Source organism: Nocardioides oleivorans (assembly GCF_004137255.1).
Lineage (GTDB): Bacteria > Actinomycetota > Actinomycetes > Propionibacteriales > Nocardioidaceae > Nocardioides > Nocardioides oleivorans.
Window position 1 is genome coordinate 2,200,015 of the sequence record NZ_SDWT01000001.1, and the last position, 25,003, is coordinate 2,225,017.

A 25,003-nucleotide genomic window follows, 5' to 3' on the forward strand; every position below is an offset into this window, starting at 1 on the left:
CGGTCGCATGTCTGGCGTCCTGGTCCTCGCGGGCACCCCGATCGGTCAGGCCGGAGACGCGCCGCCGCGGCTCGCGGCCGAGCTGTCGGGGGCCGACGTCGTCGCCGCCGAGGACACCCGGCGGCTCAAGCGGCTCTGCGCCGACGTCGGGATCACGCTGTCCGGCCGCGTCGTGTCCTACTTCGAGGGCAACGAGCAGGCGCGCACCCCGGTGCTGCTCGAGGCTCTCCTCGCCGGCGAGCGGGTCGTGCTCGTGACCGACGCCGGGATGCCGAGCGTCTCCGACCCGGGCTACCGGCTGGTGGCCGCCGCGGTCGAGCACGACGTACGCGTCACCGCCGTTCCCGGCCCCAGCGCCGTGCTCACCGCGCTCGCCGTCAGCGGCCTCCCGGTCGACCGGTTCTGCTTCGAGGGGTTCCTGCCGCGCAAGGCGGGGGAGCGCGGACGCCGGCTCGCCGCGCTCGCCACCGAGGAGCGGACGATGGTCTTCTTCGAGGCGCCCCACCGCACCGAGGCCGCGCTCACCGCGATGGCCGACGCGCTCGGCGACGACCGGCCCGCCGCGGTGTGCCGCGAGCTCACCAAGACCCACGAGGAGGTGCGCCGCGGCCCGCTCGGCGAGCTCGTGGCGTGGGCCAAGGAGGGCGTGCGCGGCGAGGTGACGATCGTCGTCGAAGGCTCCAGCGGCGGCCCGGCCGTCGATACCGACCCCGGCTCGCTCCGCGCCGCCGTCACCGCGCTGGAGGAGTCCGGATCGACCCGCAAGGAGGCGATCGCCGAGGTCGCCAAGCGCGCCGGCCTGCCCAAGCGGGAGGTGTACGACGTTGTCCACCGCTGACCCCGACCCCGGGCCGACCCGCTCGCGTGCCGCCACGGAGGAGCGGTCGGGTGCCCGCCGCGACCGCGAGCGCCCGCCGGCGCCGGAGCCGCTGCCGCACCCGGTGGTCGACAACCACTGCCACCTCGACATCGCCGACGGCGACTGGATCACGACCGAGGACGCGATCGCCGCGGCTGCGGAGGTCGGCGTACGACGCATCGTGCAGATCGGCTGCGACCTGCCCGGCGCGCGGTGGGCCGTGCAGGCGGCCGCCGACCACGAGGCGCTCGTCGCAGGCGTCGCGCTGCACCCCAACGAGGCCCCGCGCCTGGCCGCGACCGGCGACCTCGAGGCCGCGCTCGAGGAGATCGAGCGGTTGGCGCAGGCCCACGACAAGGTGCGCGCCGTGGGGGAGACCGGGCTCGACACCTTCCGGACCGGCGACGACGGCCGGGCCGTGCAGGAGGAGAGCTTCCGCCGGCACGTCGACATCGCCAAGCGGCTCGACAAGACGCTGGTGATCCACGACCGCGAGGCCCACGACGACGTGCTCCGGGTCATCGACGAGGAAGGGGCGCCCGAGCGCTGGGTGATGCACTGCTTCTCCGGCGACGCCGACTTCGCACGCAGGTGCCTGGACCGCGGGGCCTTCCTCAGCTTCGCCGGGACCGTCACCTTCAAGAACGCGCAGCCGTTGCGGGACGCGCTCGCGATCACGCCGGTCGACCGGGTGCTGGTGGAGACCGACGCGCCCTACCTGACGCCCACGCCCTACCGCGGCCGCCCCAACGCCTCCTACCTCGTCCCGGTCACCGTCCGGGCGATGGCCGACGTCCTCGGGGCCGACCTGGAGACCCTCTGCCGGACGATCGACGCGACCACGGAGACCGCCTTCGGTGGCTCCTGGTAGGCAATTCCGACGACGATTTTCGTCGTTCGAGTTTGCGACACCGGCACTCGTCGTTATCGTCTTGTGATTGTTGGCCGGGATCGGGAGCGATTCACGGCAGCACGGGACCGGATCGGGCCGGTCCTGCGAGACCCCCGCTCGCACGTCGTACCGCCTCACCCTGCTCCACCGAGGCGCTGCGCAGGCTGGTCGGGGGGTGCTGCCGCCCGAGGCCCGGGAAGTACGACGTTCGGAGAACCGTGCGCTCTCGATTCGCACAGCTCAGCAGGTCCAAGGCAGTCCTGGCCGCCCTCTCGGCGGTCGTCGTGGCAGCCGTCGCTGGAACGACGGTGGGCTACGCAGCCCTCAGCAAGGACGTGACCCTCACGCTCGACGGGCGGACGACCCAGGTCTCCGCCATCGGCAGCACCGTCGGCGACGTGCTCGCCGCCGAGGGCGTCGAGGTCACCGACAAGGACCTGGTCGCCCCCGCGATCGATGAGACCGTGACCGACGGGTCGGCCATCGCCGTCCAGTTCGGGCGCCCGCTGGAGATCTCCGTCGACGGCGACTCCGAGACCTACTGGGTCAACTCCACCAGCGTCGCCAGTGCGCTCGGCGAGATCGGCCGCCGCTTCGACGGCGCGGACCTGTCCACGAGCCGCAGCGCCTCGATCGGCCGCAGCGGCCTCTCGCTCGACGTCGTCACCCCGAAGGTGCTCCGCATCAAGCTCGGCGCGCGGGCCGTCGAGGAGAAGAAGGTCGCCGCGCTCACCGTCGCCGACGTGCTCACCTCGATGGGCATCGAGGTCGGCAAGCACGACAAGGTCAGCCCCGCACTCGACACCGAGATCGCCGACGGCGACAAGGTCGTCCTCAAGCAGATCCGCATCGCCACCAAGCGGGTGGCGCGCGAGGTCGTCGACGCGCCCGTCGTGGAGCGCGAGGACCCCGACATGTACGAGGGCGAGGAGGAGGTCGTGCGCGAGGGCAGCGACGGCGTCCGCAACGTGACGTACCGGCTGCGCTTCGTCAACGGCGAGCTGGTCGCCCGCAAGGTGGTCAGGGCCGCGGTGCAGGTCAAGCCCGTCGCCACGATCGTCAGCGTCGGCACCAAGGAGCAGCCGACCTCGAACTTCGCCGACGGCGGCACCGTGTGGGACTCCCTCGCGAAGTGCGAGTCCGGCGGCAACTGGGCGATCAACACCGGCAACGGCTACTACGGCGGACTCCAGTTCAACCTCGGCACGTGGCGCGCCTACGGCGGCACGGGCTACCCGCACCAGGCCTCCCGCGAGACGCAGATCGCCGTGGCGACCCGCCTCCGCGACGCCACCGGCGGCTACGGCTCCTGGCCCGGCTGCGCCGCCGCGCTCGGCCTGCCTCGCTGAACCTGGCACCGCTGTACTTGGCACCGCTGTAACGCCGGGTTGATCGTTGTACCCACCCTGCTGCAGGGGGGTGGGTACAAGCATCAACCCGGCGTTACAGGCGCGTCCCGGTGGACGTGCTCGGCCACCATCGCGGGCCAGAGCCGTACGTCGGGGTGGGTCCGCGCGACGACCAGCTCGCTGTGCGGCAGCAGGTCGTGCAGCTGCTCCGAGGTGCTCACCGGGTGGGCCGGGTCCTCGATCCAGGCGAGGATCAGCGCCGGCACGTCGAGCCCGGCCAGCACCGAGCGGTCGGGCAGGTCGGTGAGCGCCGCGCCCCGGAAGACGGTCGGCAGCAGGTCGATCGCGACGTCGGGCCACGTGACGGGCTTGTCGGGGTTCTCCGCCGGCGGGTGCGGAGCGGCGCGCCCGGCCTCGACGAGCGCATCGACGCCCTGGGTCTCGACGACCACCGCGCAGTCCTCGTAGGCCGCGCCCTGGGCGACCCGTGTCTCCCACACCGTCGGCGGGATGCAGAGGGTGAGGCCGGCGAACGACGAGGGTGAGGCCGGCGCCGCGTGGAGCAGCGTCGCGCTGCCCATCGAGCTGCCGACGCCGTGCACCTGCTCGCCGGGGAACACGTGCGCCACCAGGGCGAGGAGGTCGTCGGCGAGCGTCGGCCAGCCGTACGCCGTCGCGTCCCGCGGGCCCGTCGACCGGCCGTGCCCGCGGGCGTCGTACCGCAGCACGCGACAGCCGTCGAGCTCGCCCACCAGGTCGACGGCGATCAGGTCCTCGCGGGCCCGGCTCGACGTGAGCCCGTGGAGCTGTACGACGGCGGGGCCGGCGTCGCCGCGCAGGTCGAAGTCGAGGACGGTGTCGCGTCGGCGGAGGACGGGCACGGTGCTCCTGGTGGTGACGGGAGGGAGGACAGCCGGGGTCCTCATCCTAGGAGCCGCCCGGGGCTGCCTACACTCCGTCGTGATGCGGCTCACCATCGTGGACCAGGTGCACCTGCCCGAGGGGCAGCTGCGCAGCCACGTCCTGAAGCGCGGCGGCAGCGTCGGCCACCTCCGCGAGCTGCCGATCTCCTTCGACCAGCGCCGCCACGTCCTGGAGGGCCAGCGGCGCGGGTCGTGGATGGCCGTCGCGTTCACGCTGCCCGAGCGCGTCGACGACGACGCCCTCGCGCTGGCCTGGGAGGCGGTCGTGCAGCGGCACGGCACGCTGCGGTCCGCGTTCGTCGCGCGGCCGCCCCGCTCGGTGGTGCTGCACGAGATCGAGCTGCGGCGCGGCGGCTGGGTCGACCACCCGGCCCAACCGGGCGTCGGCATCCGCGACCGGCTGCGCGAGGTCCTCGACGAGGCGTGCGCCCCGTTCGCCCGTCCGTCGCACCGGCTCTGCGTGGTGCAGCCGGCCGACGGCCCGCCGTCCGTCGTCATCGCCGCCGACCACTCGCACGTCGACGCCTGGTCGCTGCTGGTGCTGGTGCGCGACCTGACGACCTGCCTCGCCGACCTCGCCGGCGGCCGCCCGCCCGGGGTGGACCTGCCGCCCGCGCCCGCCTTCGCCGACCACACCCACGAGCTCTCCTCCCGCCCGCCGGTGCCGGAGGACGTGGTGACCCGCTGGCGCGAGATCCTCGACGCCGGCGACGGGGCGATGCCGACGTTCCCGCTCCCCCTGGGCGACCTCAGCGAGCCGCGCACCGCGGTGGTCGAGGTGCACGACGTGCTCGACACCGACCAGCTGGCCGCGTTCGAGGGCCACTGCCGCGGGATCGGCGCCAGCATGCTGTCGGTCTCCCTCGCCGAGGCGTGCGCCGCCGTCGACGACCTCTCCGGCGCGGCCGCGCCGCTGCGGGCGATCTTCCCGGTGCACAGCAGGTACGACGACCGCTGGCACGACTCGGTCGGCTGGTTCATCACGAACTCGGTCATCGAGGTGCCCTCGCCGGACCCCGCCGCGTGCCACCGCGCGGTCAAGGAGGCCGTCGTCCTCGGCTCGCACCCGCTCGAGCCGATCATGGCCCCTTACGGCGGGATGCCGATGACGCCCGGCAACTTCGCGGTCTCCTGGCTCGACAACCGCCGGCTCCCCGTCGCCGTACCTCCCGGGCTCGAGCCGCAGCACGTGTCCGCCGTCGTCCGCACCGACGGCGTGATGATCTGGTTCGTCGTCAACGCCTCCGGCCTGCACCTGCGCTGCCGCTACCCCGGCACGCCCGAGGCCCGCCGCAGCGTCGGCGACTGGCTCGACGGCGTACGCCAGCGGCTGCAGGCCCGCGTCGCCTCCTCCGGGGGACCGGTGCCCGACTAGGCTTCCGCTCCATGACGACCAACCCGGGCCCGAGGCTCCTCGGGCCCGCCGAGGTGCGTCAGCTGGCCGCCGAGCTCGACCTCCGGCCGACCAAGCAGCGCGGCCAGAACTTCGTGATCGACGCCAACACCGTGCGCCGGATCGTGCGCGAGTCGGGCATCACCGGGGACGACGTCGTGGTCGAGGTCGGCCCGGGCCTGGGCTCCCTGACACTCGCCCTCCTCGAGGTTGCCCGGCGCGTGATCGCGATCGAGGTCGACCCGCTCCTCGCCGAGCGGCTGCCGGCCACCATCGCGTCGTACGCCCCCGGGCAGGTCGACCACTTCGAGGTCGTGCTGGCCGACGCGATGCGCATCGAGGAGGTGCCCGGACCGCCGCCGACCGCGCTGGTAGCCAACCTCCCCTACAACGTCTCGGTGCCCGTGCTGATCCACCTGCTCACGTTGCTGCCGTCGCTCGAGCGCGGCCTGGTGATGGTGCAGGCCGAGGTCGCCGACCGGCTGGCCGCAGGACCGGGCTCGAAGACCTACGGCGTGCCCAGCGTGAAGGCGGCGTGGTTCGCGGATGTGAGGCGTGCCGGTGCGATCGGGCGCAACGTCTTCTGGCCGGCGCCCAACGTCGACTCCGGGCTGGTCGCCTGGACCCGGACCGATCCGCCGCGGACCACCGCCACCCGGGAGCAGGTCTTCGCCGTCGTCGACGCCGCCTTCGCCCAGCGCCGCAAGCAAGTCCGCGCGGCGCTACGCGGCCTCGCCGGGTCCGCCGAGGCCGCGACGGCCGCGCTGGAGCAGGCCGGGGTCGACCCCACCGCCCGTGGCGAGGTGCTCTCCGTCGACGACTTCGCGCGGATCGCGGAGGGCCTCACGTGGTGACCCACGACCTCACGGTGCGGGCGCCGGCCAAGATCAACCTGCACCTCGGCGTCGGCCGCGTGCGCGACGACGGCTTCCACCCGCTCGACACCGTCTACCAGGCGATCTCGATCTACGACGACCTCGCGATCGCCGAGGCCGCCTCGGTGCAGCTGTCCATGCGGGTCGCCGACTACATCGACCTGGCCGGCCTCCCCGACGACGACGACAACCTCATCCGCAAGGCCGTCGCTGCGATGGAGCGCCATCACGGCCGCGAGCTGCCCGTCGACCTGGTGCTCGACAAGTCGATCCCGCTCGCCGGGGGGATGGCCGGTGGCTCCGCCGACGCAGCCGCCGCCCTCCTCGCCGTCGACCGCCTCCACGACCTCCAGACCAGCGACGACGACCTGCTCGCCCTGGCCGCCGGGCTCGGCAGCGACGTCCCCTTCTCGCTCGTGGGAGGTACGGCGCGGGGCGTGGGTCGCGGCGAGCTCGTGAGCCCGGTCGACGACGCCGGGCCCTGGTGGTGGGTGGCCGTGCCGTCCACCGACGGGTTGTCGACTCCCGCGGTCTACCGCCACTTCGACGCCATGCGACCCGACGCCCCGGAGGTCCCGGCCTCGGCGGACCTGCTGCTCGAGGCGCTCGCGACCGGTGAGGTCGTGCGCGTGGCCCGCGCGCTCCACAACGACCTGCAGGAGCCGGCGATCGACCTGCGGCCCGAGCTCGGCGACCTCATCGAGCTGGGCGAGGCGGAGGGAGCGTTGCGGGGCATCGTCAGCGGCTCCGGCCCGACCGTCGTCTTCCTCTGCGACTCCGCCGACGGCGCCCACGCGACCGGCACCGGGCTGGCCGCCGCCGGCCACCCCGTCGTACTCACCGCGACGGGACCCGTCGCAGGAGTGCACGTCGTCTCCTGACCCGCGCAGCCCGGCGTGCCATGGGGTCCGGACCGGGTGGTGTGAACCGCGCAGGACGGGGAAGAGTGCGGCTATGTTGTGCGCGGCATCCATGCCGCTCGATGATGTGGGGGAGACATCGTGACCGTGTTCCTGGTGGTCGGCGCCGTCGGCGTCGGGCTGCTGCTCGTGGCGCTGGTCGTCGGTGACATCTTCGACGGCGCCTTCGAGGGACTGAGCGCGGGCTTCTTCTCGACCGAGGCGCTCGCCGGCTTCCTCGGCGCGCTCGGCTTCGGCGGCGCGATCACGCTGTCGGTCACGGGCTCCACGTCCGTCGCCCTCGTGGTCGGCCTCGTGCTCGGTGTCCTCCTCGGCTGGAGTGCCGCCCGGGCATCGGCGTTCCTCCACGGTGACGGCGAGACCGACACCGTCCGCACCTCCGACATGGTCGAGAAGATCGGCAACGTCGTCAGCGCGATCCCCGAGGACGGCTTCGGCGTCGTCTCCATCAGCGTCGGCGGCCACCTCACCCGGCTCAACGCCCGCTCCAGCGTCGCCGTACCAGCCGGCACGCAGGTGAGCGTCACCCAGGTCATCTCGCCCACGGCCGTCCAGGTCGAACCCCTCTTCCTCCCCTGATCCTTTCCGACTCCCCAACTTCCACTTCCAGGAGCCTCCATGTTCGGTCTCTCCCCGGTCGTCACCTCGGTGATCGGCCTCGTCGTCCTCGTGGTGCTGCTCGCGCTGCTGGTCACCACCCGCTACAAGGTGGCCGGCCCCAACGAGTCGTTCATCATCACCGGGCGCAAGGGCAAGGGAGAGGTGCGCAACCCGGAGACGGGCGAGATCTCCACCGACCTGTCCGGCCAGAAGGTCGTCATGGGCGGCGGGGTGTTCGTCATCCCGTTCGTCCAGCGGCTCGCGACCCTCGACCTCTCCTCGCGCCGGATCTCGGTCCAAATCCGCGGCGCCGTGTCGGGCCAGGGCATCAAGCTCAACCTCGACGGCGTCGCGCTGGTGAAGGTCGGCGGCAACGAGGACTCCATCCGCGCCGCGGGTCAGCGCTTCCTGTCCCAGCAGCAGGAGATCGAGACCTTCACCCAGGAGGTGCTCGCCGGTGCGCTGCGCTCCATCGTCGGCTCGATGTCGGTCGAGCAGATCATCCGTGACCGCGCGGCCTTCGCCCAGCGCGTCGCCGAGGAGTCCGAGTCGTCGCTGACCGGCCAGGGACTCGTGCTCGACACCTTCCAGATCCAGGACATCACCGACGACGGCTCCTACCTCGCCGACCTCGGTCGTCCCGAGGCCGCCAAGCTCAACCAGCTCGCCTCCATCGCCGAGGCCAACGCCCGCCAGGCCGCGGAGCAGGCGCGCATCGCCGCCGAGCAGGAGATCGCGATCACCCAGCGTGCGCTCGCGCTGAAGAGCGCGGAGATCAAGGCCGAGACCGACGCGGCCAACGCGCAGGCGTCCGCCGCCGGGCCGCTCGCCCAGGCCGACCGCGACCAGGCGATCCTGCTCGAGCAGGAGAAGGTCGCCGTGCGCCAGGCCGCGCTCAAGGAGCGCCAGCTCGACACCGAGGTCCGCAAGCCCGCCGACGCCGAGCGCTACCGCGTCGAGACCGAGGCCCAGGGTCGCCGCAGCTCGGAGATCCTCGAGGCCGAGGCCCGCAAGGCCTCCTCGATCGCCAACGCCGAGGCGGAGGCCGAGAAGGCCCGCCTGACCGGTGAGGGCGAGAAGTCGCGCCGTTCGGCGCTCGCCGAGGCCGAGGCCATCGAGGGTGCCAAGCGCGGTGAGGCCGAGAAGGCCCGCCGAGTCGCGGAGGCCGACGCCACCCGCGCGGAGGGCGAGGCCAAGGCCGCCGCGATCCTGGCCGCCGGAAACGCCGAGGCAGAGGCAATGGACAAGAAGGCCGCCGCCTTCGCCGGCTACAACGAGGCCGCCGTCCTGCAGATGCTGATCGAGGTCATGCCCAAGGTCGCCGCCGAGCTCGCCCGCCCGATGGGCAGCATCGACAAGCTCACCGTCATCTCCGCCGACGGCGCCGGCGAGCTGCCCAAGCAGGTCACCAACAACTTCGTCCAGACGATGGAGCTGTTGAAGACCACGACCGGCCTCGACGTCGAGTCGCTGATCCAGAAGTACGCCGGCACCGAGGCGCCGTCCCTCGGCTCGTCCACCGCGGCCGCGCCCGCCGCGTCCGCCCCGGCGCCGGCCTCGGGCGAGCCGCTCAGCTGATGTCGTGAGCGGTGAGTGAGCCACATTCCCGGCGCCCGGGACGTGGCTCACTCACCGCTGGCCTGCGTGTCGTCGGACGACGCGCCGGTGGGCGGTGGCACACCCACCTTGCGCGGCAGCAGGATGTGGGTCACGCACCGCTCCACCCCGGTCGTACGCCGATCCGCCCCCGCCCCGTCCGCCCCGGCGCCGGCCTCGGGCGAGCCGCTGAGCTGATGTCGTGAGCGGTGAGTGAGCCACATTCCCGGCGCCCGGGACGTGGCTCACTCACCGCTCGCCTGCGTGTCGTCGTACGGCGCGCCGGTGGGCGGTGGCACAGCCACCTTGCGCGCCAGCAGGATGTGGGTCACGCACCGCTCCACCCCGGTCGTACGCCGATCCGCGCCCGCTGGGTGCCACCTGAGAGGATCGGCCGGTCATGGCGAACCTCATCAACCTCGAGCGGGTCTCGAAGTCCTACGGAGTCCGGCCGCTGCTCGACTCCGTCTCGCTCGGCATCTCGGTCGGCGAGCGCGTCGGCATCGTCGGCCGCAACGGCGACGGCAAGACCACGCTGCTCGAGGTGATGGCCGGGATCGAGGAGCCGGACGCGGGTCGCGTCTCGCGCACCCGCGGCGTCGAGATCGGCTACCTCCACCAGGGCGACGAGCTCGTCGACACCCACAGCGTGCGCGAGGCCGTGCTCGGAGGTCGTGAGGACCACGAGTGGGCCGCCGACCCGACGACCCGGCAGGTCGTCGAGGAGCTGCTCGCGGGCATCGCGCTCGACCGCGCCGTGGTCGGCCTCTCCGGCGGTGAGCGCCGACGCTGCGCCCTCGCGGCGCTGCTGCTCTCGCGCCACGAGCTGGTCATCCTCGACGAGCCGACCAACCACCTCGACGTCGAGGCCGTCGCCTGGTTGGCGGCCCACCTCGTCAGCCTGCCGAGCGCGCTGATCGTGGTGACCCACGACCGGTGGTTCCTCGACGCGGTCTGCCAGACCACGTGGGAGGTCCACGACGGCGCGGTCGACTCCTACGAGGGCGGCTACGCGGCGTACGTCCTCGCGAAGGCCGAGCGCACGCGTCAGGCCGCCGCCTCCGAGACGCGCCGGCTGAACCTCGCCCGCAAGGAGCTCGCCTGGCTGCGGCGCGGCGCCCCGGCGCGTACGTCGAAGCCGAAGTTCCGCATCGACGCCGCCAACGCCCTGATCGAGGACGTGCCCCCGCCGCGCGACCGGATGGAGCTCCAGCGCTTCGCCAGCCAGCGGCTCGGCAAGGACGTCGTCGACATCGAGGACGTCGACCTCAAACGCGGCGAGCGGGTGCTGCTCGACCACGCCACGTGGCGCATCGGACCCGGCGACCGGGTCGGGATCGTCGGCGTCAACGGGGCCGGCAAGACCTCGCTGCTGTCGCTGATCGCCGGCACGCTGGCGCCCGACGTGGGCAAGGTCAAGCACGGACGCACGATCCAGATGCAGCACCTCACCCAGGCGCTCGACGACGTCGACCCCGAGGGACGGGTGCTGCCGACCGTCGAGTCGATCCGGCGCGTCACCAAGACCCTCGACGGCCAGGAGCTCACGGCGACCTCGCTGCTGGAGCGGTTCGGCTTCACCGGCGACCGGCTGACCGCGCGGCTCGGCGACCTGTCCGGTGGCGAGCGGCGTCGCTTCCAGCTGCTCAAGCTGCTGCTGACCGAGCCCAACGTGCTGCTCCTCGACGAGCCGACCAACGACCTCGACATCGACACCCTCAACGTCCTCGAGGACTTCCTCGACTCCTGGCCCGGAACGCTGGTTGTCGTCTCGCACGACCGGTACTTCCTCGAGCGCGTCACCGACTCCGTCTGGGCGCTGCTCGGCGACGGGAAGGTCTCGATGCTGCCGCGGGGCGTCGAGGAGTACCTCGAGCGGCGCGCCGCGTCCGCCGACTCCGCCTCGCTCGGCTCCTCGAGTGGCGGCTCCTCGAGTGGCGGCACCTCGCAGGTGGTGGCGCCCGTCGCGGCCGAGGTGCCGTCGTCCGCGGCCAAGGCGCGGCCCGGGTCCTCCGAGGACCGAGCCGCTCGAAAGATCCTGGCCCGCGTGGAGAAGCAGCTCGAGCGCATCGCCGTACGCGAGGCGGAGCTCCAGGCCGAGATGGGGGCCAACCTCGGCGACTACGACCTCCTCGCCCGCGTCGGCGGCCAGCTGGGCGAGCTCGCGGCCGAGAAGGAGGAGCTCGAGATGCAGTGGCTCGAGGCCTCGGAGCTCGTCGAGTAGGCCTGCCCGTCTCTCGACGGACCAGCCCTCCCAGGAGCGGCCCGCCGTCAGCTGAAGGGCGCGAGGAGCGAGCGCAGGAGCCCGGCGAGGTGGGTGCGCTGCTTGTCGGGGAGCTCGGCGAGCAGGTCGGCCTCGGCGGCGAGGAGCGCCTCGAAGGCTCCGTCGACGGCGGCCTTGCCCTCGATCGTGAGCCGCACCAGCACCCCGCGCCGGTCGTGCGGGTCGGGGAGGCGCTCGACGAGGCCGCGCGCGGTGAGCCGGTCGACCCGGTTGGTCATCGTCCCACTGGTCACGAGCGTCTCGCGCAGCAGCCGGCCGGGGGAGAGCTCGTAGGGCTGGCCGGCCCGGCGGAGCGCGGCCAGCACGTCGAACTCCCACGACTCGATGCCGTGCGCGGTGAAGGCGTCGCGACGCGCGAGGTCGAGGTGGCGCGCGAGCCGGCTGATGCGCGAGAACACCTCGACGGGGGCGAGGTCCAGGTCGCCGCGTTCGCGGCCCCAGGCCTCGACCAGGTCGTCCACCTCGTCGCGCATGCCGACATCTTGCCAGATCGAGAATCTTGACATCAAGACGAATGTCGGCGAAGGTGAATGTATCTCGACATCAAGATACTTCGACTGCGAGGATGAACCGATGGCACACACCTGGGACCCCGACCGCTACCTGCAGTACGCCGACGAGCGCGGGCGCCCGTTCGTCGACCTGATCGGCCGGATCGACGCCGACGCTCCCGCGACGGTCGTCGACCTCGGGTGCGGCCCCGGCAACCTCACCCGCCTGCTGAAGGAGCGGTGGCCCGACGCGAGGGTCGCCGGCGTCGACAGCAGCCCGGAGATGATCGAGAAGGCCAGCGCGATCGACGGCATCGCGTGGCAGGTCGACGACCTCCGCACGTGGGCCACCCCCGACCCGCTCGCGCTCCGCGCGCCCATCGACGTGCTCGTGTCCAACGCGACCCTCCAGTGGCTGCCCGAGCACCTCGACCTCCTGCCCGGCCTGCTCGACCGCGTCGCGCCCGGCGGCTGGTTCGCCTTCCAGGTCCCCGGCAACTTCGACGAGCCCAGCCACACCACCCGCACCGAGCTCGCCGCGCAGGAGCCCTACGCCGAGTTCACCCGTGACGCCCGCGTCCCGACGAGCCACGGGCCGGCCGACTACGCCCGCCTCCTTCTCGACCTCGGCTGCGAGGTCGACGCGTGGGAGACGACGTACCTCCACGTCCTCACCGGTGACGACCCGGTCTTCACCTGGGTCTCCGGCACCGGCGCGCGCCCGACGCTCCAGGCGCTGCCCGACGACCTCCGCCCGCGGTTCGAGGAGGAGTTCAAGGCCCGGCTGCGCGAGGCGTACCCCGCCGACTCCGCCGGACGGGTCGTCCTGCCCTTCCGCCGGATCTTCGTCGTGGCCCGCAAGCCCGCGAGGACGACCGCGTGAGGCTGCACCACGTCCAGGTCGCCTGTCCGCCCGGAGGCGAGGACGGGGCGCGCCGGTTCTACGCCGACGGCCTCGGCATGGTCGAGGTCGAGAAGCCGGCCGACCTGGTCGCGCGCGGTGGGTGCTGGTTCCGGGCGTACGACGACTCGGGTGCCGTCGCGGCCGAGCTGCACGTCGGCGTCGAGGACCCGTTCTCCCCGGCGAGGAAGGCGCACCCGGCCTTCGTCGTCGGCGACCTGGCCGGCACGGCGCAGCGGCTGCGGGGGCTCGGGTTTGAGGTCGACGAGAGCCAGCGGACGTCGTTCCCCGGGTTCGTCCGGTTCCACTCCTTCGACGCCCACGGCAACCGGGTCGAGGTCCTGCAGTCTGCTGGTACCTAGGGACGATGTGGGTGGTCCGGCCACGAATCCGCCTACCAGTTCGTCCCCAGATATCAGTTACCCGCTGGTAACCTCAGGTCCATGCCTGCCGTCCTGGACCTCTGGAAGAAGACCTCGGCGCTGCCGTTCGGCCACCGGATCTTCTCGATCGCCTTCAGCCAGAAGGCACCGTACTTCGCGACCATCCGGCCGCGGTTCACCGTGATCGAGCCCAACCGCGCCGAGCTGGTGATCCCCAAGCGACGGGGCGTGCACAACCACCTCGGCACCGTGCACGCGATCGCGCTGTGCAACGGCCTCGAGGCCGCGATGGGGGCGCTGGCGGAGTCGACGATCCCGCGGGACCGGCGCTGGATCCCGAAGGGCATGGAGGTCGCCTACACCGCCAAGGCGACCTCGGACATCACGTGCATCGCCGAGACCGACCCCGAGCAGTGGACCGGCGAGATCGGTGAGGGGTACGACCTCCCCGTGCGCGTCCGCGGCGTGCGTGCGGACGGCACGACTGTCATCGAGGGCGAGATCGGGCTCTGGGTGACCGCCCGGAAGCGCTAGATGCCCCCGCTGGCGCGCCCGGTCTGCGCGTCGCCGACCATCGGGACGTCGAGCATCTTCTTCTCGCCCACCAGCCTCTTCTGCAGCATCGTCGCGAGGAACGTCAGCAGCAGGTTGACGATGATGTAGATCGCGGTGATCACGATCGCCACCTGCACCTGGTTGCGGAACTCGAGGTAGATCGGCTTGCCGACAGCCGTCAGGCCGGGAGCGAGGATGTAGTAGCCGAGGCTGGTGTCCTTCAGCGCCACCACCATCTGGCTGATGATCGTCGGGAGCATGATCTTGACGGCCTGCGGGAGCAGGACCGAGGTCATCACCTGCGTCTTGCGCATGCCGATGGCGTACGCCGCCTCGGCCTGCCCCTGCGGCACTGCGTTGATGCCTGCCCGGAAGACCTCGGCGAGGACCGAGCCGTTGTAGAGGGTCAGCGCGATCACCACGCACCAGAAGGAGCTGAGCGGCCCGTCGCCGATGGAGAGCAGGAAGAACGAGAAGACCATCAGCAAGAGCACGGGCACCGCGCGGAAGAACTCCACGAAGAGCCAGGCCGGCCAGCGGACCCAGGCGTGGTCGGAGAGCTTGCCGACACCGAAGACGAGGCCGATGACCACGGCGAAGATGACGGAGAAGAACGCCATCTTGAGCGTTTCCAGCAAGCCGTCGACGAGGATGAACCGCACGTAGTCCGGGGTGACGAACGGCTCCCAGTAGGCGTACGCGAGCTGGCCCTCGTCGTAGAGGGTCCAGACGGCGAAGGCAACGACCGCAAGGACGGCCAGCAGGCTCACGACCGTGTAGATGCGATGGCGGGCGACGGTCTTCGGGCCCGGGGCGTCGAACAGGACTGATGCGCTCATCGGGCCACCCGCACCTTTCGCTCGACGAGGAGGGACGAGAAGGAGATGACCTCCACCACGACGACGTAGCCGATCGCGAAGGCGAGGAAGATCCCGATCCGCTGGTCCGCGTTGCCGTTGGTGAGCCCGCGCATGGTCGCGGTCGCCTCGGCGATGCCGAAGGCGGCAGCGATCGAGGTGTTCTTGAGCAGCGCGATCTGCACGCTGGTCATCGGCGGGATGATGGCGCGAGACGCCTGGGGGAGGACGATCAGCCGCATGGACTGCGAGAAGGTGAGCCCGATCGCGCGGCCGGCCTCGGCCTGGCCGATCGGCACGGCGTTGACGCCTGATCGCATCGCCTCGCACACGAACGCCGAGGTGTAGAGGGTCAGCGCGATGGTCGCGCGGACGAAGAAGGCGGAGATGTTGTAGCCGCCGATCTCCACGTCCTCGACGAACTTGAAGTTGTAGCCCAGCTTCGGCATCGCGATCGCCATGAATATGAAGATCATGAGCAGCGGCGTGTTGCGGAACAGGGTGACGTAGACCGCCGCGGCCTTGTTGAGGACCGAGACGGGACCGACGCGGAGCACTGCCAGGACGGTGCCCCAGACGAGCGACGCGACGCCGGAGACCACGAACAGTCCGATCGTCAGGCCGAAGGCCTTCAGGTAGTCGTCGAAGTTCGAGAACACCGCTTCCATGCGGCGGGCTCCTCTCTGCCGGACGCCGGCGGGCCTCGGCCCGCCGGCGTCCTATCAGGATGGATCAGATGTCGTCGTGCGTCAGGCGGCCGGGCACTCGTCCATCGCCGGCGGCTCGGGGGTGTCCACACCGGACTGGCCGAGCGTGGCCTCGAAGGCTGCGTCCCAGTCACCGTCCTCCTCGGCGGTGGTGAGGGTGTCGACTATCCACTGGCACATCTCCGGGCGGTCGAGGCTGTAGCCCACGCCGTAGCGCTCCTCGGAGAACGGGTCCACGACGACCTTGAGCTCGTCGGGGTTCTCCGCGGCGTAGCCGAGCAGGATCGCGCCGTCGGTGGTCATCGCGTCGACGGTGCCGCTGAGCACCTGGTCGACGCACTCGGAGTAGGTGTCGAAGCCGCGGGGCTTCGCACCCTCGGCCTGGATGTTGTCGAGCGAGGTCGAGCCCGTGACCGAGCAGACCTCCTTGCCCTTGACGTCCTCGAGGCTGTCGATGTCGCTGTCCGCGGCGACCAGGAGCTGCTGGCCGGTGACGTAGTAGGGGCCGGCCTGGCCGACGACCGCGCGACGCTCGTCGGTGATGGAGTACGACGCGATGACGAGGTCGACCTCGCCCTCCTGGAGGAAGGGCTCACGGTTGTCGGAGATGGTCTCCTTCCACGTGATGTCGTCGGCCGCGATGCCGAGCGACGCCGCGAGGATCTCGCCGATCTGCGGGTCGAAGCCCACGGGCGCGTCGTCGGTGGCGCCCTTGAAGCCGATGCCCGGCTGGTCGTACTTCACGCCGATCGTGATCGAGCCCGCGTCGGCGAGCTCCTTCATGGCGGTGCCGTCGTCGAAGCTGTCGGCTGCGCCCTCGGCCACGTCGACGTCGGCGCCCTCGCTGTCGTCGCCTCCGGCGTCGCCGCAGGCGGCGAGCGACAGGGCCAATCCCGCCGTGGCGATGATCGCCTTGGTCCTGGTGAATCTCATCCTTGCTCTCCTTCGGTTGGCGGCCCGAGGCCGTCTGGGGTTTCTGGGGATGGGGTGGTGCGGTGTTCCCGAGACAGGGGGCTCAGTGCTTGAGGATCTTCCCGAGGAAGTCCTTCGCGCGGTCCGAGCCGGGGTTGGTGAAGAACTCCTCCGGGGTGTTCTCCTCGACGATCGCGCCGTCGGCCATGAAGACGACGCGGTGCGCGGCGGTGCGGGCGAAGCCCATCTCGTGGGTGACCACGACCATGGTCATGCCCTGCTCGGCGAGGGAGACCATCACGTCGAGGACCTCCTTGATCATCTCCGGGTCGAGCGCGGAGGTCGGCTCGTCGAAGAGCATCACCTTCGGCTCCATGGCCAGGGCGCGGGCGATGGCCACGCGCTGCTGCTGGCCGCCGGAGAGCTGGGCGGGGTACTTCTCGGCCTGGTGGCCGACGCCGACGCGGTCCAGGAGCTCGCGCGCCTTCTTCTCCGCCTCGGCCTTGGCGACCCCGCGGACCTTGATGGGGCCGAGGGTGACGTTCTCCAGGATCGTCTTGTGGGCGAAGAGGTTGAAGCTCTGGAAGACCATGCCGACCTCGGCGCGCAGCGCGGCGAGCGCCTTGCCCTCCTGGGGGAGGTCCTTGCCGTCGAGGGTGATCGAGCCCTCGTCGATGGTCTCGAGGCGGTTGATGGTGCGGCAGAGCGTCGACTTGCCGGAGCCCGAGGGTCCGATCACCACGACGACCTCCCCGCGCTTGACGGTGAGCTCGATGTCCTTGAGGGCGTGCAGCTGTCCGAAGTGCTTCTGGACTCCGCTCAGCACGACGAGGGGCTCACCCCGGCCGGCACTGACGGGGGCCGTTTCCTGCGCGGTCATAGGGGGAACCTATCGGCAGGTCACCCCGAAGGGCCATTGAGCATGGTCACAACGGGCTGTTACAAAGTGGTGACGATTCCGGCGTCGGGATCCCAGTGGCGCACCGCGGAGAGGGTCAGTGAGACGTCCTCGCGGGCGATGGCCGACATCGCGCGGGCCACGTCCGAGCGGTCCAGCCGACGCGCCAGGGTGATGTGCGGGAGCCAGCCGAGGTGCTCCACCGAGGGCATCGTGGCGCGCACGTCGAGCACGGCGCGGGTGAGCGCGTCGGGCACGGTGACGAGCCGGACGAGGGTGACCCGCTCACCGCCCAGCAGCGCGATCCCGGACGTACGCACTCCTGCCGGCACGTGCTCGGCGAGCAGGTCGGCGGCGCGCCGGCGCACGGCGTCACCGATCACCGGGGTCGATGCGAGCGTGAGGTGCGGGCTGTTGGTGGCGCCGCGGTGGTCGAGCTGGGACGGCAGGCCTGCGTCGCGCAGCGCCTGCCAGTCACGGCGTACGACGTCGCAGCCGGCCTCGTCGGGGACCAGCTCCAGCGCGTGCAGACGGGGCATGCCCGCGAGCCTAGGCGTGGGGAGGAGGGCCCGGCTGGCGGTCGTGCGCTGGGCGGTCACGAGCGGGCGACCTTGCGGCCCAGGGTGACCTTGGACGAGGCGCGGGAGGTGGCGTCGAAGACCCGCACCCAGTCGACCTGCGCGGTCTCGCCGAAGTTGTCCGCGGAGAGGTTCTTGAGCTCGTAGTCCGAGGTGAGGTTCGAGAAGACGAGGTACTGGGGGACCTGCGAGACGGCCTTCGACTCGCGGTAGTACTCGCGGCCGTCGACGCGGAAGATGTACTCGCGGGGAGTCCACTCGACGGAGAAGACGTGGAACTCGTCCCACCAGTCCTTGCCGGAGGTCAGCGCGCGGCGTGCGGTGGGGAAGTAGTCGCCGAGGCTGACCTTGCTCCAGTTGGCCTCGTAGTAGTGGACGTGCGAGCCGATGGTCTCGGTGCCCCGGCCGTTCTCGCCGAAGAACTCCATCACGTCGATCTCGGTGCCGCCGGCGGGCTGGCCGTCGACGTACTCCGTGCCCTGGGGCAGCAGCCAGAAGCCGGAGTGCATGCCCTTGGCGCGCTGGGGCTTCATGCGGGCGGCGACGATGCCGTGGCGGAAGGAGCGGGTGTACTCCGTGGCGACCTGGCTGTTGATCATGTACGTGCTCTGGCCGGGGACGCCCTTGTTGACGTAGTCGCAGGTCTGGCCGGCGTACTGCGGGTCGGCCGCGACGCCGAGGTGGAGGACGCCGTCCTGGACGCGGCGGGCGGCGGGGTCGGTGCGGGCGCAGGTGCGGGGGGCGTAGACGCTCTCGTGCTCGCGCTTCTGGTCGTTCCAGACGGCGGGGTCGAGGCCGGCGCCGGAGAAGGTGTCCTCGAACTCCGGGGCCCAGCGCTCGGTGGTCACGGTGCCGGTGACCCACATGCGGCCGTCGGAGGTGGTGTAGGCGCGGTAGGTGCCGCGGCGCGGCGCGAAGGCCGCGGAGCCCCAGGCGTCCTCGGTCGCGGTGGCGTACGGCTTCCAGCCCTTGGCGGTCTTCCGCTCGAGCGTGACCTTCTGGCCGGGGCTGGCCGGGGTGAAGGTGGCGAGGATGCTGCCGGTGTTCTGCGGGGCGGCGGCGGAGGCGCCGGGCTGCACGATCGGCGGGAGCGAGGCGAGCGTGCCCTTGACGGCGATCTGGCGACCCTTGTGACCGGGCTTCGCGGAAGCGTGGGCGCTGGAGGAGAACATGCTGAGCAACAGCACGGTAACAACCAGCCCGATCAAGGTGGAGACCGCGATCCGTGCGGTGTTGTGACGGTCCACTGCGCATCCGTGCGTCATGGCTTCTCCCGGGTCTGACGGGGTTTCAGCGAGCTCAGGCCCCGGATCCTGAAGTTCTCGTTGTTACCGGTTTGTGGATCAACAAGAGGATCTTGAGGGGTTGCTGTGTCAAAAGGCCCGCGAGTCTGTTCCTAACTACTCGAATGGACTACGTAACAACCCTTATGGACTAGACCGCCATGGTCCGACCGGGGTCTCTCGGACCACGGAATCCGTGGTCCGACCCGGTCAACTCGATTCCCGCGGCCTCGCGCGAGCGCCGTACGCTGGGTGCGCCATGACCTCCACCGCCGAAACCGCTGCCGTGACCGATGCGCGCACCTACGAGGTGAAGACGCACGGCTGCCAGATGAACGTGCACGACTCCGAGCGGCTCAGCGGTCTGCTGGAGGAGGCCGGCTACGTCCGCGCCGGCTCCGCCGAGCAGGCCGACGTCGTCGTCTTCAACACCTGCGCGGTCCGCGAGAACGCCGACAACAAGCTCTACGGCAACCTGGGCCAGCTGGCCTCGGTCAAGGCCGTCACCCCGGGCATGCAGATCGCCGTCGGCGGCTGCCTGGCGCAGAAGGACCGCGACACGATCACGACGCGGGCGCCGTGGGTCGACGTCGTCTTCGGCACCCACAACATCGGCTCGCTGCCGGTGCTCCTGGAGCGCGCACGGGTGCAGGAGGAGGCCCAGGTCGAGATCCTGGAGTCCCTCTCGGTCTTCCCCTCGACGCTGCCGACCAAGCGGGAGTCGGCGTACGCCGCCTGGGTGTCGGTGTCGGTCGGGTGCAACAACACGTGCACCTTCTGCATCGTCCCCGCGCTGCGGGGCAAGGAGAAGGACCGCCGGCCGGGCGAGATCCTCGCCGAGGTCGAGGCCCTCGTCGCCGAGGGCGTCACCGAGGTGACCCTGCTGGGGCAGAACGTCAACGCCTACGGCGTGGAGTTCGGCGACCGCCAGGCGTTCTCCAAGCTGCTGCGCGCGTGCGGCGCGATCGAGGGCCTCGAGCGGGTCCGGTTCACCTCACCCCACCCGGCCGAGTTCACCGACGACGTCATCGAGGCGATGGCCGAGACGCCCAACGTGATGCCGTCTCTGCACATGCCCCTGCAGTCGGGGTCCGACAAGGTGCTGCGCGACATGCGCCGCTCCTACCGCCAGTCGAAGTACCTCGGGATCATCGAGCGCGTGCGCGCCGCGATCCCCGACGCCGCGATCACCACCGACATCATCGTCGGCTTCCCGGGCGAGACCGAGGAGGACTTCCAGGCCACGCTCGACGTCGTCCGGGCCGCCCGCTTCTCCTCGGCCTTCACCTTCCAGTACTCCAAGCGCCCCGGGACGCCGGCCGCCGTGCTCGACGACCAGATCTCCCCGGAGGTCGTGAAGGACCGCTACCTGCGGCTCGCCGAGGTCGTCGACGAGATCGCCTGGGCGGAGAACAAGACCCTGGTGGGCCGGACCGTCGAGCTGATGGTCGCCGAGGGCCAGGGCCGCAAGGACACCGAGACCCACCGCCTGTCGGGCCGCGCGCCCGACAACCGGCTCGTCCACTTCGCCGCCGACTTCTCCGCCGTGTCCGCCGACTCGGTGCGTCCCGGCGACATGGTGACCGTCGAGATCACCTACGCCGCGCCCCACCACCTCGTCGCCGACGGCGCGATCCAGTCCGTACGCCGCACCCGCGCCGGCGACGCCTGGGAGCGGCGTACGTCCTCGCCCCCCGCCGCCTCGTCCGTCGGCCTCGGCATGCCCTCGGTCGGCGTACCGGCTCCGCTCCCGCCCGCGCCTGCCTGCGGCTGAGCGCGTCCTCGGGCTGGGGTCCTCTGCGCCTCTGCGTTCCCCGCGCGGTCCTCGCCGCTCTGCGGGCGGTCACCGGATATCCGGTGACTCCTTCCCCTGTGCGGTCGTGGTGACGTGACATCCACGTCACCAGGACCGCGCTGGCCTCAACTGGCGAGCGGGAGGCCGTCGCGGCAGTCCGGGCAGGACCTCGCGCGACCGGTCCACCCCCGGGCCTCGAGGAGTACGCCGATCCGCGCCGCGGTCGCGCACGGGCGCTCGAACACCTGGCCCCACCCCACCCGGACGGTGTTGAGCCGGTCGACCGCAGCATCGAGGTCCCGTTCGAGGTCGGCGTCGCGCTGGGTGGCACCGTCGTGCCAGAGACGGCCGTCGAGCTCGACCAGCTGGTCGAAGTCGACGTAGGCCACGTCGCGGTAGAGCGGGCCGTTGGACGAGTCGCGGAGCTGGCGGCGCGCGACCGGGATGCCGTGCGGCGCCTCGACCCGGGTGAGGTAGCCGTGCTCGAGGACCGAGCACGTCCCGCGGTCGATGTCCCTCAGGACGCCGCGGAGGAAGTCGCGCCGCGGCAGGCGAGCGCGGTCGTCGAGGCGCTCACGGATGCGCGCCGCCGTCGTGCGGCGGGCCTGGATCGCATCGGCCAGGACGGAGATCGCAGCGAAGTCGTCGCGCGCCTTCGAGGAGAGATCGACCAGCGCCTCCTCGATCCGGACCCGCGGCGGACTGGCGTTCCACCTGACCTTCTCGTCCAGGCCGGACATCCGGTGCAGCCGGTATCCCCGGGGAAGCCGCACCCTGCGGTCTCGGTCGACCGCGACGTGGATCCTCGAGTCGTCACGGCCCGACCGTCCCGGACCGTCCTCGGCGCGGATCGCGCTGTCGGCGGCGAGCGCCGCCGGCCAGGCGATGAGCACGCCGACCCACGCGCGTTGCAGCCACGTGCGCTCCCCGGTGTGGTCGACGAACACGCCGTCGTGGACCCGGACCAGCTCGCGCTTGCGCAGCAACCGTTCGAGGTCGTGTGGAGCGGCGCCGAGGTCGACCAGCTGCCGACGCGTGATGACGCCCGACTGGAGCCCCAGCAGGTCGTCGTACTCGAGTTCGGGCATGCGGACGATCGTGCGACAGGGCGCCACCCGGCCGCCACGGGTACGGGCCGGGCTGTGGATGACGGCCAGTGCGGTCGTCCTGACGTGGATGTCGCGTCACCAGGACCGCACTCCCGGAGCGGTCACCGGATATCCGGTGACCGCCCTCACGCGGGAGCCGGGAAGCGAGACCTCAGGCCGGAGGCTCGGGCGACCCGTCCTCGGCCTCCTGGCCGGCGGAGGGGGAGTCGGTCGTGCCGGACTCCGCGTCGTCCTCGCCGGAGGGCTCCTGCGTCTTGTCGTCGGGCTCGGCCACCTCGTCGGGCAGCACCTCGTCGACGGCGGGGTTGTCGTCGGGGCTCAGGTCGCGCCCGAGGCCCTCGTCGGCGGTGTCGGAGTGCAGCGCGTCGGCGTCGACTCCGCCCGGGACGAGCTGGGGGTCCTCGGTGGACGGGGTGGGCATCGGGGGCAGGTGCTCGTCGCTCATCCCTCGATCCTGCCCTCCGGCGCCAGCCGAGACCACCCCCCGGGCGGGTCAGGCCGGGGGAGACCAGCCGAAGGTGAGGTACGCCGTCCCCGACCCGAGCTGCGAGAGGGCGTACGCCTCGTGCGGGACCATCGGCGTCGGGAGCGACGACAGGGGGAACCACTCGATCGAGGCGCACTTCTGCGGCTCCATGATCCGCGGCTCGCCGCTCCACGAGCGCGCGGTGAAGAACCAGTCGACCCGCTCGTCGATCGCGTCGGCGTGCGCGGTGCGCTGCATCGTGAAGGCGAACTCGAGGTCGACGTCGCCCACGCCGAGCTCCTCGGCCGCCTCGCGGTGCGCAGCGTCGTACGCCGTCTCGCCCCGCTCGACGTGGCCGGCGGCTGCGGCCGCCCAGTGCCCGGACATGTACGGCGTGCCCTGGCGCAGCTGCAGCAGCACCTCGGTGTCGGGGCCCGAGCCCCGCAGCAGGTAGACGTAGGAAGCCGGGACGAGTGCGAAGCTCACCCGACCGACTCTATGAACTCAGGGAGCCGGGGTGGCCGGCGGGATGTCGTCGTCCTTGCCGTCCAGCTTGTCGAGCGCGTCGCGCGCCTTGCCGGTGGCCTGGTCGATCTTGTCGGCGTGCTTGCCGCCGGTCTTCTCGTTGGCGAACGCGCCGGCCTTGTCGATGCCGTCGGCGATCGTGTCGCCGTGGTCGTCGACCGCCTTGGTGAGCTTGTCCTTGGCCTTGTCCAGGAACGACATGTGCTGCCTCCTCGAGGGATGCCGGTCCGCCCCCGCGGGACGGTGACTCCGACGACCAAAATCCTATCCAGACATGGACAATGTGCCCATGCCCCAGCCGATCGTCGCCCTCGTCGGGGCCACGGCGTCGGGCAAGACCGGGCTCTCCCTCGACCTCGCCGAGCGGCTCGGCGGCGAGGTGGTCAACACCGACGCGATGCAGGTTTACCGCGGCATGGACGTCGGCACCGCGAAGCTCCCCGCCTCCGAGCGCCGCGGCATCCCGCACCACCTGCTCGACCTCCTGGAGGTCACCGAGCCGTCCACGGTCGCCGAGTTCCAGGGCCTCGCCCGCGGGGTGATCGCGGGCATCCGTGAGCGCGACCGCGTGCCGGTCCTCGTCGGCGGATCCGCCCTCTACACCCGCGCGATCGTCGACCGCTTCGAGTTCCCCGGCACCGACGAGTCGCTGCGCGCCGAGCTCGAGGCCGAGCTCGAGGAGGTCGGCGGCCACGCCCTGCACGAGCGCCTGCGGGGCCTCGACCCCGAGGCGGCCGCGGCGATCCTGCCCGACAACGGGCGCCGCGTCGTACGAGCACTGGAGGTCGTGGCCCTCACCGGCCGGCCCTACAGCGCGAGCCTCCCGCAGCTGGAGTACGCCGACCCGCTGACCGTGCAGGTCGGTGTCGACATCGACCGGCCGACCCTCGACGCGCGCATCGAGCAGCGGGTCGAGGAGATGTTCGCGGGCGGGCTCGTCGAGGAGGTGGAGGCCCTGGTGGCCAGGGGGCTCCAGAACGGCCGCACCGCGCACCGGGCGATCGGCTACCGCGAGGTGCTCGCCCACCTCGCCGGCGACCGGTCGCTGGCCGAGGCGATCGAGCAGACCAAGGCCGCGACCCGCCGCTTCGCGCGCCGCCAGGACTCCTGGTTCCGCAAGGACCCGCGCATCGTCTGGGTGGCCCACGACGACCCCGACCGCGTGGCGAGGGCGGTCGAGGCGGTCGCGGGGCTCAGCGACCAGCAGCGGTGAGCTCGCGTCGCTCGCCCGCGAGGCGGTCCGGCCGGCCCGGTCGCGCGGCGTCTGCCGCACCCAGGTCGGCCGCCTCGCGCACCCAGGCGGCGAGCTGCTCCTCGCTGCGGCCGCGCACGTCGGCGTACCGGGTCAGCCTCGTCGGCTTGATCCCGCAGAACTCCATGGTCCGGCCGCGCACCTGCTTCACGGTCGTGTCCCCGACCAGCGGGAGGTACCAGCGGGGCGAGTCCGACGTGACGGCCAGTCGGCCGGTGCGCCCGGCGAGGAGCCCCTCGGGCATGCCGTTCTCCCGGTAGCGGAAGGCCCAGCCGCGCTCGAGCGTGCGGTCGAAGAAGCCCTTGAGCAGCGCCGGCACCGAGCCCCACCACACCGGGGTGAAGACCGCGACGTGCTCGGCCCACTCGAGCAGCTCCTGGGCGCGGGCGAGGTCCGGCTCGAGGTGCTGCGGGGTGCGGTAGCCGGTACGGAGGGTGAGGTCGAAGTCGAGGTCGCGCAGCGCGAGCGTGACCGCGTGGTCGCCGGCGCCGGCGGCGTAGGACGCGGCCAGCTGCGCGGTGAGGGACTGGGCGTCGGGGTGGGCGTCGATGACGAGGACGTGTGCCATGGGAGAGCTCCGTTCGCGAGAATCTGGACAGT

General features: G+C 71.7%; 27 protein-coding genes. 14 read left to right on the top strand and 13 right to left on the bottom strand.

Annotation, left to right across the window (positions count from 1 at the left end):
- The first annotated feature begins 7 nt into the window (after positions 1-7).
- From rsmI to EUA93_RS22230, 3 genes are all read left to right on the top strand, one after another.
- Positions 8-838, top strand: a complete 831-nt coding sequence (rsmI, locus tag EUA93_RS10530) for a 16S rRNA (cytidine(1402)-2'-O)-methyltransferase (RefSeq protein WP_129400091.1) — start codon at positions 8-10, stop codon at positions 836-838.
- On the top strand, positions 825-1,730 hold the full coding sequence (locus EUA93_RS10535; protein ID WP_129400092.1) for a TatD family hydrolase: 906 nt from the start codon (positions 825-827) through the stop codon (positions 1,728-1,730). Before rsmI ends, EUA93_RS10535 begins: the two co-directional genes overlap by 14 nt.
- A gap of 239 nt (positions 1,731-1,969) precedes the next feature.
- Positions 1,970-3,100 (top strand): resuscitation-promoting factor, encoded by a 1,131-nt coding sequence (locus tag EUA93_RS22230; protein WP_129400093.1) that lies wholly within the window; start codon positions 1,970-1,972, stop codon positions 3,098-3,100.
- A gap of 83 nt (positions 3,101-3,183) precedes the next feature.
- Here EUA93_RS22230 and EUA93_RS10545 read toward each other — a convergent pair whose 3' ends face one another.
- Complete coding sequence (locus tag EUA93_RS10545) at positions 3,184-3,981, bottom strand: alpha/beta fold hydrolase (RefSeq protein ID WP_242497317.1); 798 nt, start codon at positions 3,979-3,981, stop codon at positions 3,184-3,186.
- A gap of 82 nt (positions 3,982-4,063) precedes the next feature.
- Here EUA93_RS10545 and EUA93_RS10550 point away from each other — a divergent pair, with 82 nt between their 5' ends.
- From EUA93_RS10550 to EUA93_RS10575, 6 genes are all read left to right on the top strand, one after another.
- Positions 4,064-5,398 (top strand): condensation domain-containing protein, encoded by a 1,335-nt coding sequence (locus EUA93_RS10550; protein ID WP_129400095.1) that lies wholly within the window; start codon positions 4,064-4,066, stop codon positions 5,396-5,398.
- An 11-nt stretch (positions 5,399-5,409) separates the two neighbouring features.
- Positions 5,410-6,270 (top strand): 16S rRNA (adenine(1518)-N(6)/adenine(1519)-N(6))-dimethyltransferase RsmA, encoded by an 861-nt coding sequence (gene rsmA, locus EUA93_RS10555; protein WP_129400096.1) that lies wholly within the window; start codon positions 5,410-5,412, stop codon positions 6,268-6,270.
- Positions 6,264-7,172 (top strand): 4-(cytidine 5'-diphospho)-2-C-methyl-D-erythritol kinase, encoded by a 909-nt coding sequence (locus EUA93_RS10560; RefSeq protein ID WP_129400097.1) that lies wholly within the window; start codon positions 6,264-6,266, stop codon positions 7,170-7,172. Before rsmA ends, EUA93_RS10560 begins: the two co-directional genes overlap by 7 nt.
- Positions 7,173-7,292: 120 nt before the next feature.
- Positions 7,293-7,790, top strand: a complete 498-nt coding sequence (locus EUA93_RS10565; RefSeq protein ID WP_129400098.1) for a hypothetical protein — start codon at positions 7,293-7,295, stop codon at positions 7,788-7,790.
- Positions 7,791-7,829: 39 nt separating this feature from the next.
- A complete protein-coding gene (locus tag EUA93_RS10570; RefSeq protein ID WP_129400099.1) occupies positions 7,830-9,389 on the top strand; it encodes a flotillin family protein in 1,560 nt (519 codons plus the stop codon).
- 418 nt (positions 9,390-9,807) lie between these two features.
- Positions 9,808-11,631 (top strand): ABC-F family ATP-binding cassette domain-containing protein, encoded by a 1,824-nt coding sequence (locus EUA93_RS10575; protein WP_129400100.1) that lies wholly within the window; start codon positions 9,808-9,810, stop codon positions 11,629-11,631.
- Positions 11,632-11,678: 47 nt separating this feature from the next.
- Here EUA93_RS10575 and EUA93_RS10580 read toward each other — a convergent pair whose 3' ends face one another.
- Entirely contained in the window at positions 11,679-12,164 is a 486-nt protein-coding gene (locus EUA93_RS10580) for a MarR family winged helix-turn-helix transcriptional regulator (protein WP_129400101.1), read from the bottom strand.
- A 100-nt stretch (positions 12,165-12,264) separates the two neighbouring features.
- Between EUA93_RS10580 and EUA93_RS10585 the strand changes: the two genes are divergently transcribed.
- The 3 genes from EUA93_RS10585 to EUA93_RS10595 all read left to right on the top strand — a co-directional run bounded on the left by EUA93_RS10585 (position 12,265) and on the right by EUA93_RS10595 (position 14,000).
- Positions 12,265-13,065, top strand: coding sequence for a trans-aconitate 2-methyltransferase (locus tag EUA93_RS10585; RefSeq protein ID WP_129400102.1), 801 nt, complete (start codon positions 12,265-12,267; stop codon positions 13,063-13,065).
- Positions 13,062-13,445: a VOC family protein gene (locus EUA93_RS10590; RefSeq protein ID WP_129400103.1), complete on the top strand. Its 384-nt coding sequence runs from the start codon at positions 13,062-13,064 to the stop codon at positions 13,443-13,445. The genes EUA93_RS10585 and EUA93_RS10590 overlap by 4 nt, the downstream gene beginning before the upstream one ends.
- An 81-nt stretch (positions 13,446-13,526) precedes the next feature.
- Positions 13,527-14,000, top strand: a complete 474-nt coding sequence (locus tag EUA93_RS10595; RefSeq protein WP_129400104.1) for a hotdog fold domain-containing protein — start codon at positions 13,527-13,529, stop codon at positions 13,998-14,000.
- Here EUA93_RS10595 and EUA93_RS10600 read toward each other — a convergent pair.
- The 6 genes from EUA93_RS10600 to EUA93_RS10625 all read right to left on the bottom strand — a co-directional run bounded on the left by EUA93_RS10600 (position 13,997) and on the right by EUA93_RS10625 (position 19,145).
- Positions 13,997-14,860 (bottom strand): amino acid ABC transporter permease, encoded by an 864-nt coding sequence (locus EUA93_RS10600; protein ID WP_129400105.1) that lies wholly within the window; start codon positions 14,858-14,860, stop codon positions 13,997-13,999. The genes EUA93_RS10595 and EUA93_RS10600 overlap by 4 nt on opposite strands.
- Positions 14,857-15,546 carry an amino acid ABC transporter permease gene (locus EUA93_RS10605; protein WP_129400106.1) on the bottom strand — a complete coding sequence of 230 codons (690 nt, stop codon included), beginning with the start codon at positions 15,544-15,546 and terminating at the stop codon, positions 14,857-14,859. The genes EUA93_RS10600 and EUA93_RS10605 overlap by 4 nt, the downstream gene beginning before the upstream one ends.
- A gap of 81 nt (positions 15,547-15,627) precedes the next feature.
- Positions 15,628-16,518, bottom strand: a complete 891-nt coding sequence (locus EUA93_RS10610; protein ID WP_129400107.1) for a glutamate ABC transporter substrate-binding protein — start codon at positions 16,516-16,518, stop codon at positions 15,628-15,630.
- Between the two features lie 82 nt (positions 16,519-16,600).
- A complete protein-coding gene (locus EUA93_RS10615; protein WP_129400108.1) occupies positions 16,601-17,377 on the bottom strand; it encodes an amino acid ABC transporter ATP-binding protein in 777 nt (258 codons plus the stop codon).
- 59 nt (positions 17,378-17,436) lie between these two features.
- A complete protein-coding gene (locus EUA93_RS10620) occupies positions 17,437-17,934 on the bottom strand; it encodes a 2'-5' RNA ligase family protein (RefSeq protein ID WP_129400109.1) in 498 nt (165 codons plus the stop codon).
- Positions 17,935-17,990: 56 nt separating this feature from the next.
- Positions 17,991-19,145 carry a glycoside hydrolase family 16 protein gene (locus EUA93_RS10625; protein WP_129400110.1) on the bottom strand — a complete coding sequence of 385 codons (1,155 nt, stop codon included), beginning with the start codon at positions 19,143-19,145 and terminating at the stop codon, positions 17,991-17,993.
- A 370-nt stretch (positions 19,146-19,515) separates the two neighbouring features.
- On the opposite strand from EUA93_RS10625, the gene miaB reads away from it, so the two are divergent.
- A complete protein-coding gene (gene miaB / locus EUA93_RS10630) occupies positions 19,516-21,030 on the top strand; it encodes a tRNA (N6-isopentenyl adenosine(37)-C2)-methylthiotransferase MiaB (RefSeq protein WP_129400111.1) in 1,515 nt (504 codons plus the stop codon).
- A 146-nt stretch (positions 21,031-21,176) separates the two neighbouring features.
- Here the strand turns inward: miaB and EUA93_RS10635 are convergent, their stop codons facing one another.
- The 4 genes from EUA93_RS10635 to EUA93_RS10650 form a co-directional block, all read right to left on the bottom strand.
- A complete protein-coding gene (locus EUA93_RS10635) occupies positions 21,177-22,139 on the bottom strand; it encodes a type IV toxin-antitoxin system AbiEi family antitoxin domain-containing protein (protein ID WP_129400112.1) in 963 nt (320 codons plus the stop codon).
- Between the two features lie 172 nt (positions 22,140-22,311).
- The gene (locus EUA93_RS10640) at positions 22,312-22,605 is read right to left on the bottom strand and encodes a hypothetical protein (protein ID WP_129400113.1); all 294 of its coding nucleotides are present in this window, start codon (positions 22,603-22,605) and stop codon (positions 22,312-22,314) included.
- 48 nt (positions 22,606-22,653) lie between these two features.
- Positions 22,654-23,112, bottom strand: a complete 459-nt coding sequence (locus EUA93_RS10645) for an NUDIX hydrolase (protein WP_129400114.1) — start codon at positions 23,110-23,112, stop codon at positions 22,654-22,656.
- Positions 23,113-23,130: 18 nt separating this feature from the next.
- Complete coding sequence (locus EUA93_RS10650) at positions 23,131-23,352, bottom strand: antitoxin (protein WP_129400115.1); 222 nt, start codon at positions 23,350-23,352, stop codon at positions 23,131-23,133.
- An 88-nt stretch (positions 23,353-23,440) separates the two neighbouring features.
- Here EUA93_RS10650 and miaA point away from each other — a divergent pair, with 88 nt between their 5' ends.
- On the top strand, positions 23,441-24,364 hold the full coding sequence (gene miaA, locus EUA93_RS10655; protein ID WP_129400116.1) for a tRNA (adenosine(37)-N6)-dimethylallyltransferase MiaA: 924 nt from the start codon (positions 23,441-23,443) through the stop codon (positions 24,362-24,364).
- Here the strand turns inward: miaA and EUA93_RS10660 are convergent.
- On the bottom strand, positions 24,345-24,971 hold the full coding sequence (locus EUA93_RS10660) for an NAD(P)H-dependent oxidoreductase (protein WP_165355125.1): 627 nt from the start codon (positions 24,969-24,971) through the stop codon (positions 24,345-24,347). The genes miaA and EUA93_RS10660 overlap by 20 nt on opposite strands.
- Positions 24,972-25,003 lie beyond the last annotated feature (32 nt).

Bases quoted from the DNA above. Each gene is read 5' to 3' on its own strand.
- rsmI (WP_129400091.1), top strand. From the start codon at position 8: ATGTCTGGCGTCCTGGTCCTCGCGGGCACCCCGATCGGTCAGGCCGGA.
- EUA93_RS10550 (WP_129400095.1), top strand. From the start codon at position 4,064: ATGCGGCTCACCATCGTGGACCAGGTGCACCTGCCCGAGGGGCAGCTG.
- rsmA (WP_129400096.1), top strand. From the start codon at position 5,410: ATGACGACCAACCCGGGCCCGAGGCTCCTCGGGCCCGCCGAGGTGCGT.
- EUA93_RS10570 (WP_129400099.1), top strand. From the start codon at position 7,830: ATGTTCGGTCTCTCCCCGGTCGTCACCTCGGTGATCGGCCTCGTCGTC.
- EUA93_RS10575 (WP_129400100.1), top strand. From the start codon at position 9,808: ATGGCGAACCTCATCAACCTCGAGCGGGTCTCGAAGTCCTACGGAGTC.
- EUA93_RS10580 (WP_129400101.1), bottom strand. From the start codon at position 12,164: ATGCGCGACGAGGTGGACGACCTGGTCGAGGCCTGGGGCCGCGAACGC.
- EUA93_RS10585 (WP_129400102.1), top strand. From the start codon at position 12,265: ATGGCACACACCTGGGACCCCGACCGCTACCTGCAGTACGCCGACGAG.
- EUA93_RS10595 (WP_129400104.1), top strand. From the start codon at position 13,527: ATGCCTGCCGTCCTGGACCTCTGGAAGAAGACCTCGGCGCTGCCGTTC.
- EUA93_RS10600 (WP_129400105.1), bottom strand. From the start codon at position 14,860: ATGAGCGCATCAGTCCTGTTCGACGCCCCGGGCCCGAAGACCGTCGCC.
- EUA93_RS10605 (WP_129400106.1), bottom strand. From the start codon at position 15,546: ATGGAAGCGGTGTTCTCGAACTTCGACGACTACCTGAAGGCCTTCGGC.
- EUA93_RS10610 (WP_129400107.1), bottom strand. From the start codon at position 16,518: ATGAGATTCACCAGGACCAAGGCGATCATCGCCACGGCGGGATTGGCC.
- EUA93_RS10615 (WP_129400108.1), bottom strand. From the start codon at position 17,377: ATGACCGCGCAGGAAACGGCCCCCGTCAGTGCCGGCCGGGGTGAGCCC.
- EUA93_RS10620 (WP_129400109.1), bottom strand. From the start codon at position 17,934: ATGCCCCGTCTGCACGCGCTGGAGCTGGTCCCCGACGAGGCCGGCTGC.
- EUA93_RS10625 (WP_129400110.1), bottom strand. From the start codon at position 19,145: ATGTTCTCCTCCAGCGCCCACGCTTCCGCGAAGCCCGGTCACAAGGGT.
- miaB (WP_129400111.1), top strand. From the start codon at position 19,516: ATGACCTCCACCGCCGAAACCGCTGCCGTGACCGATGCGCGCACCTAC.
- EUA93_RS10635 (WP_129400112.1), bottom strand. From the start codon at position 22,139: ATGCCCGAACTCGAGTACGACGACCTGCTGGGGCTCCAGTCGGGCGTC.
- EUA93_RS10640 (WP_129400113.1), bottom strand. From the start codon at position 22,605: ATGAGCGACGAGCACCTGCCCCCGATGCCCACCCCGTCCACCGAGGAC.
- EUA93_RS10650 (WP_129400115.1), bottom strand. From the start codon at position 23,352: ATGTCGTTCCTGGACAAGGCCAAGGACAAGCTCACCAAGGCGGTCGAC.
- miaA (WP_129400116.1), top strand. From the start codon at position 23,441: ATGCCCCAGCCGATCGTCGCCCTCGTCGGGGCCACGGCGTCGGGCAAG.
- EUA93_RS10660 (WP_165355125.1), bottom strand. From the start codon at position 24,971: ATGGCACACGTCCTCGTCATCGACGCCCACCCCGACGCCCAGTCCCTC.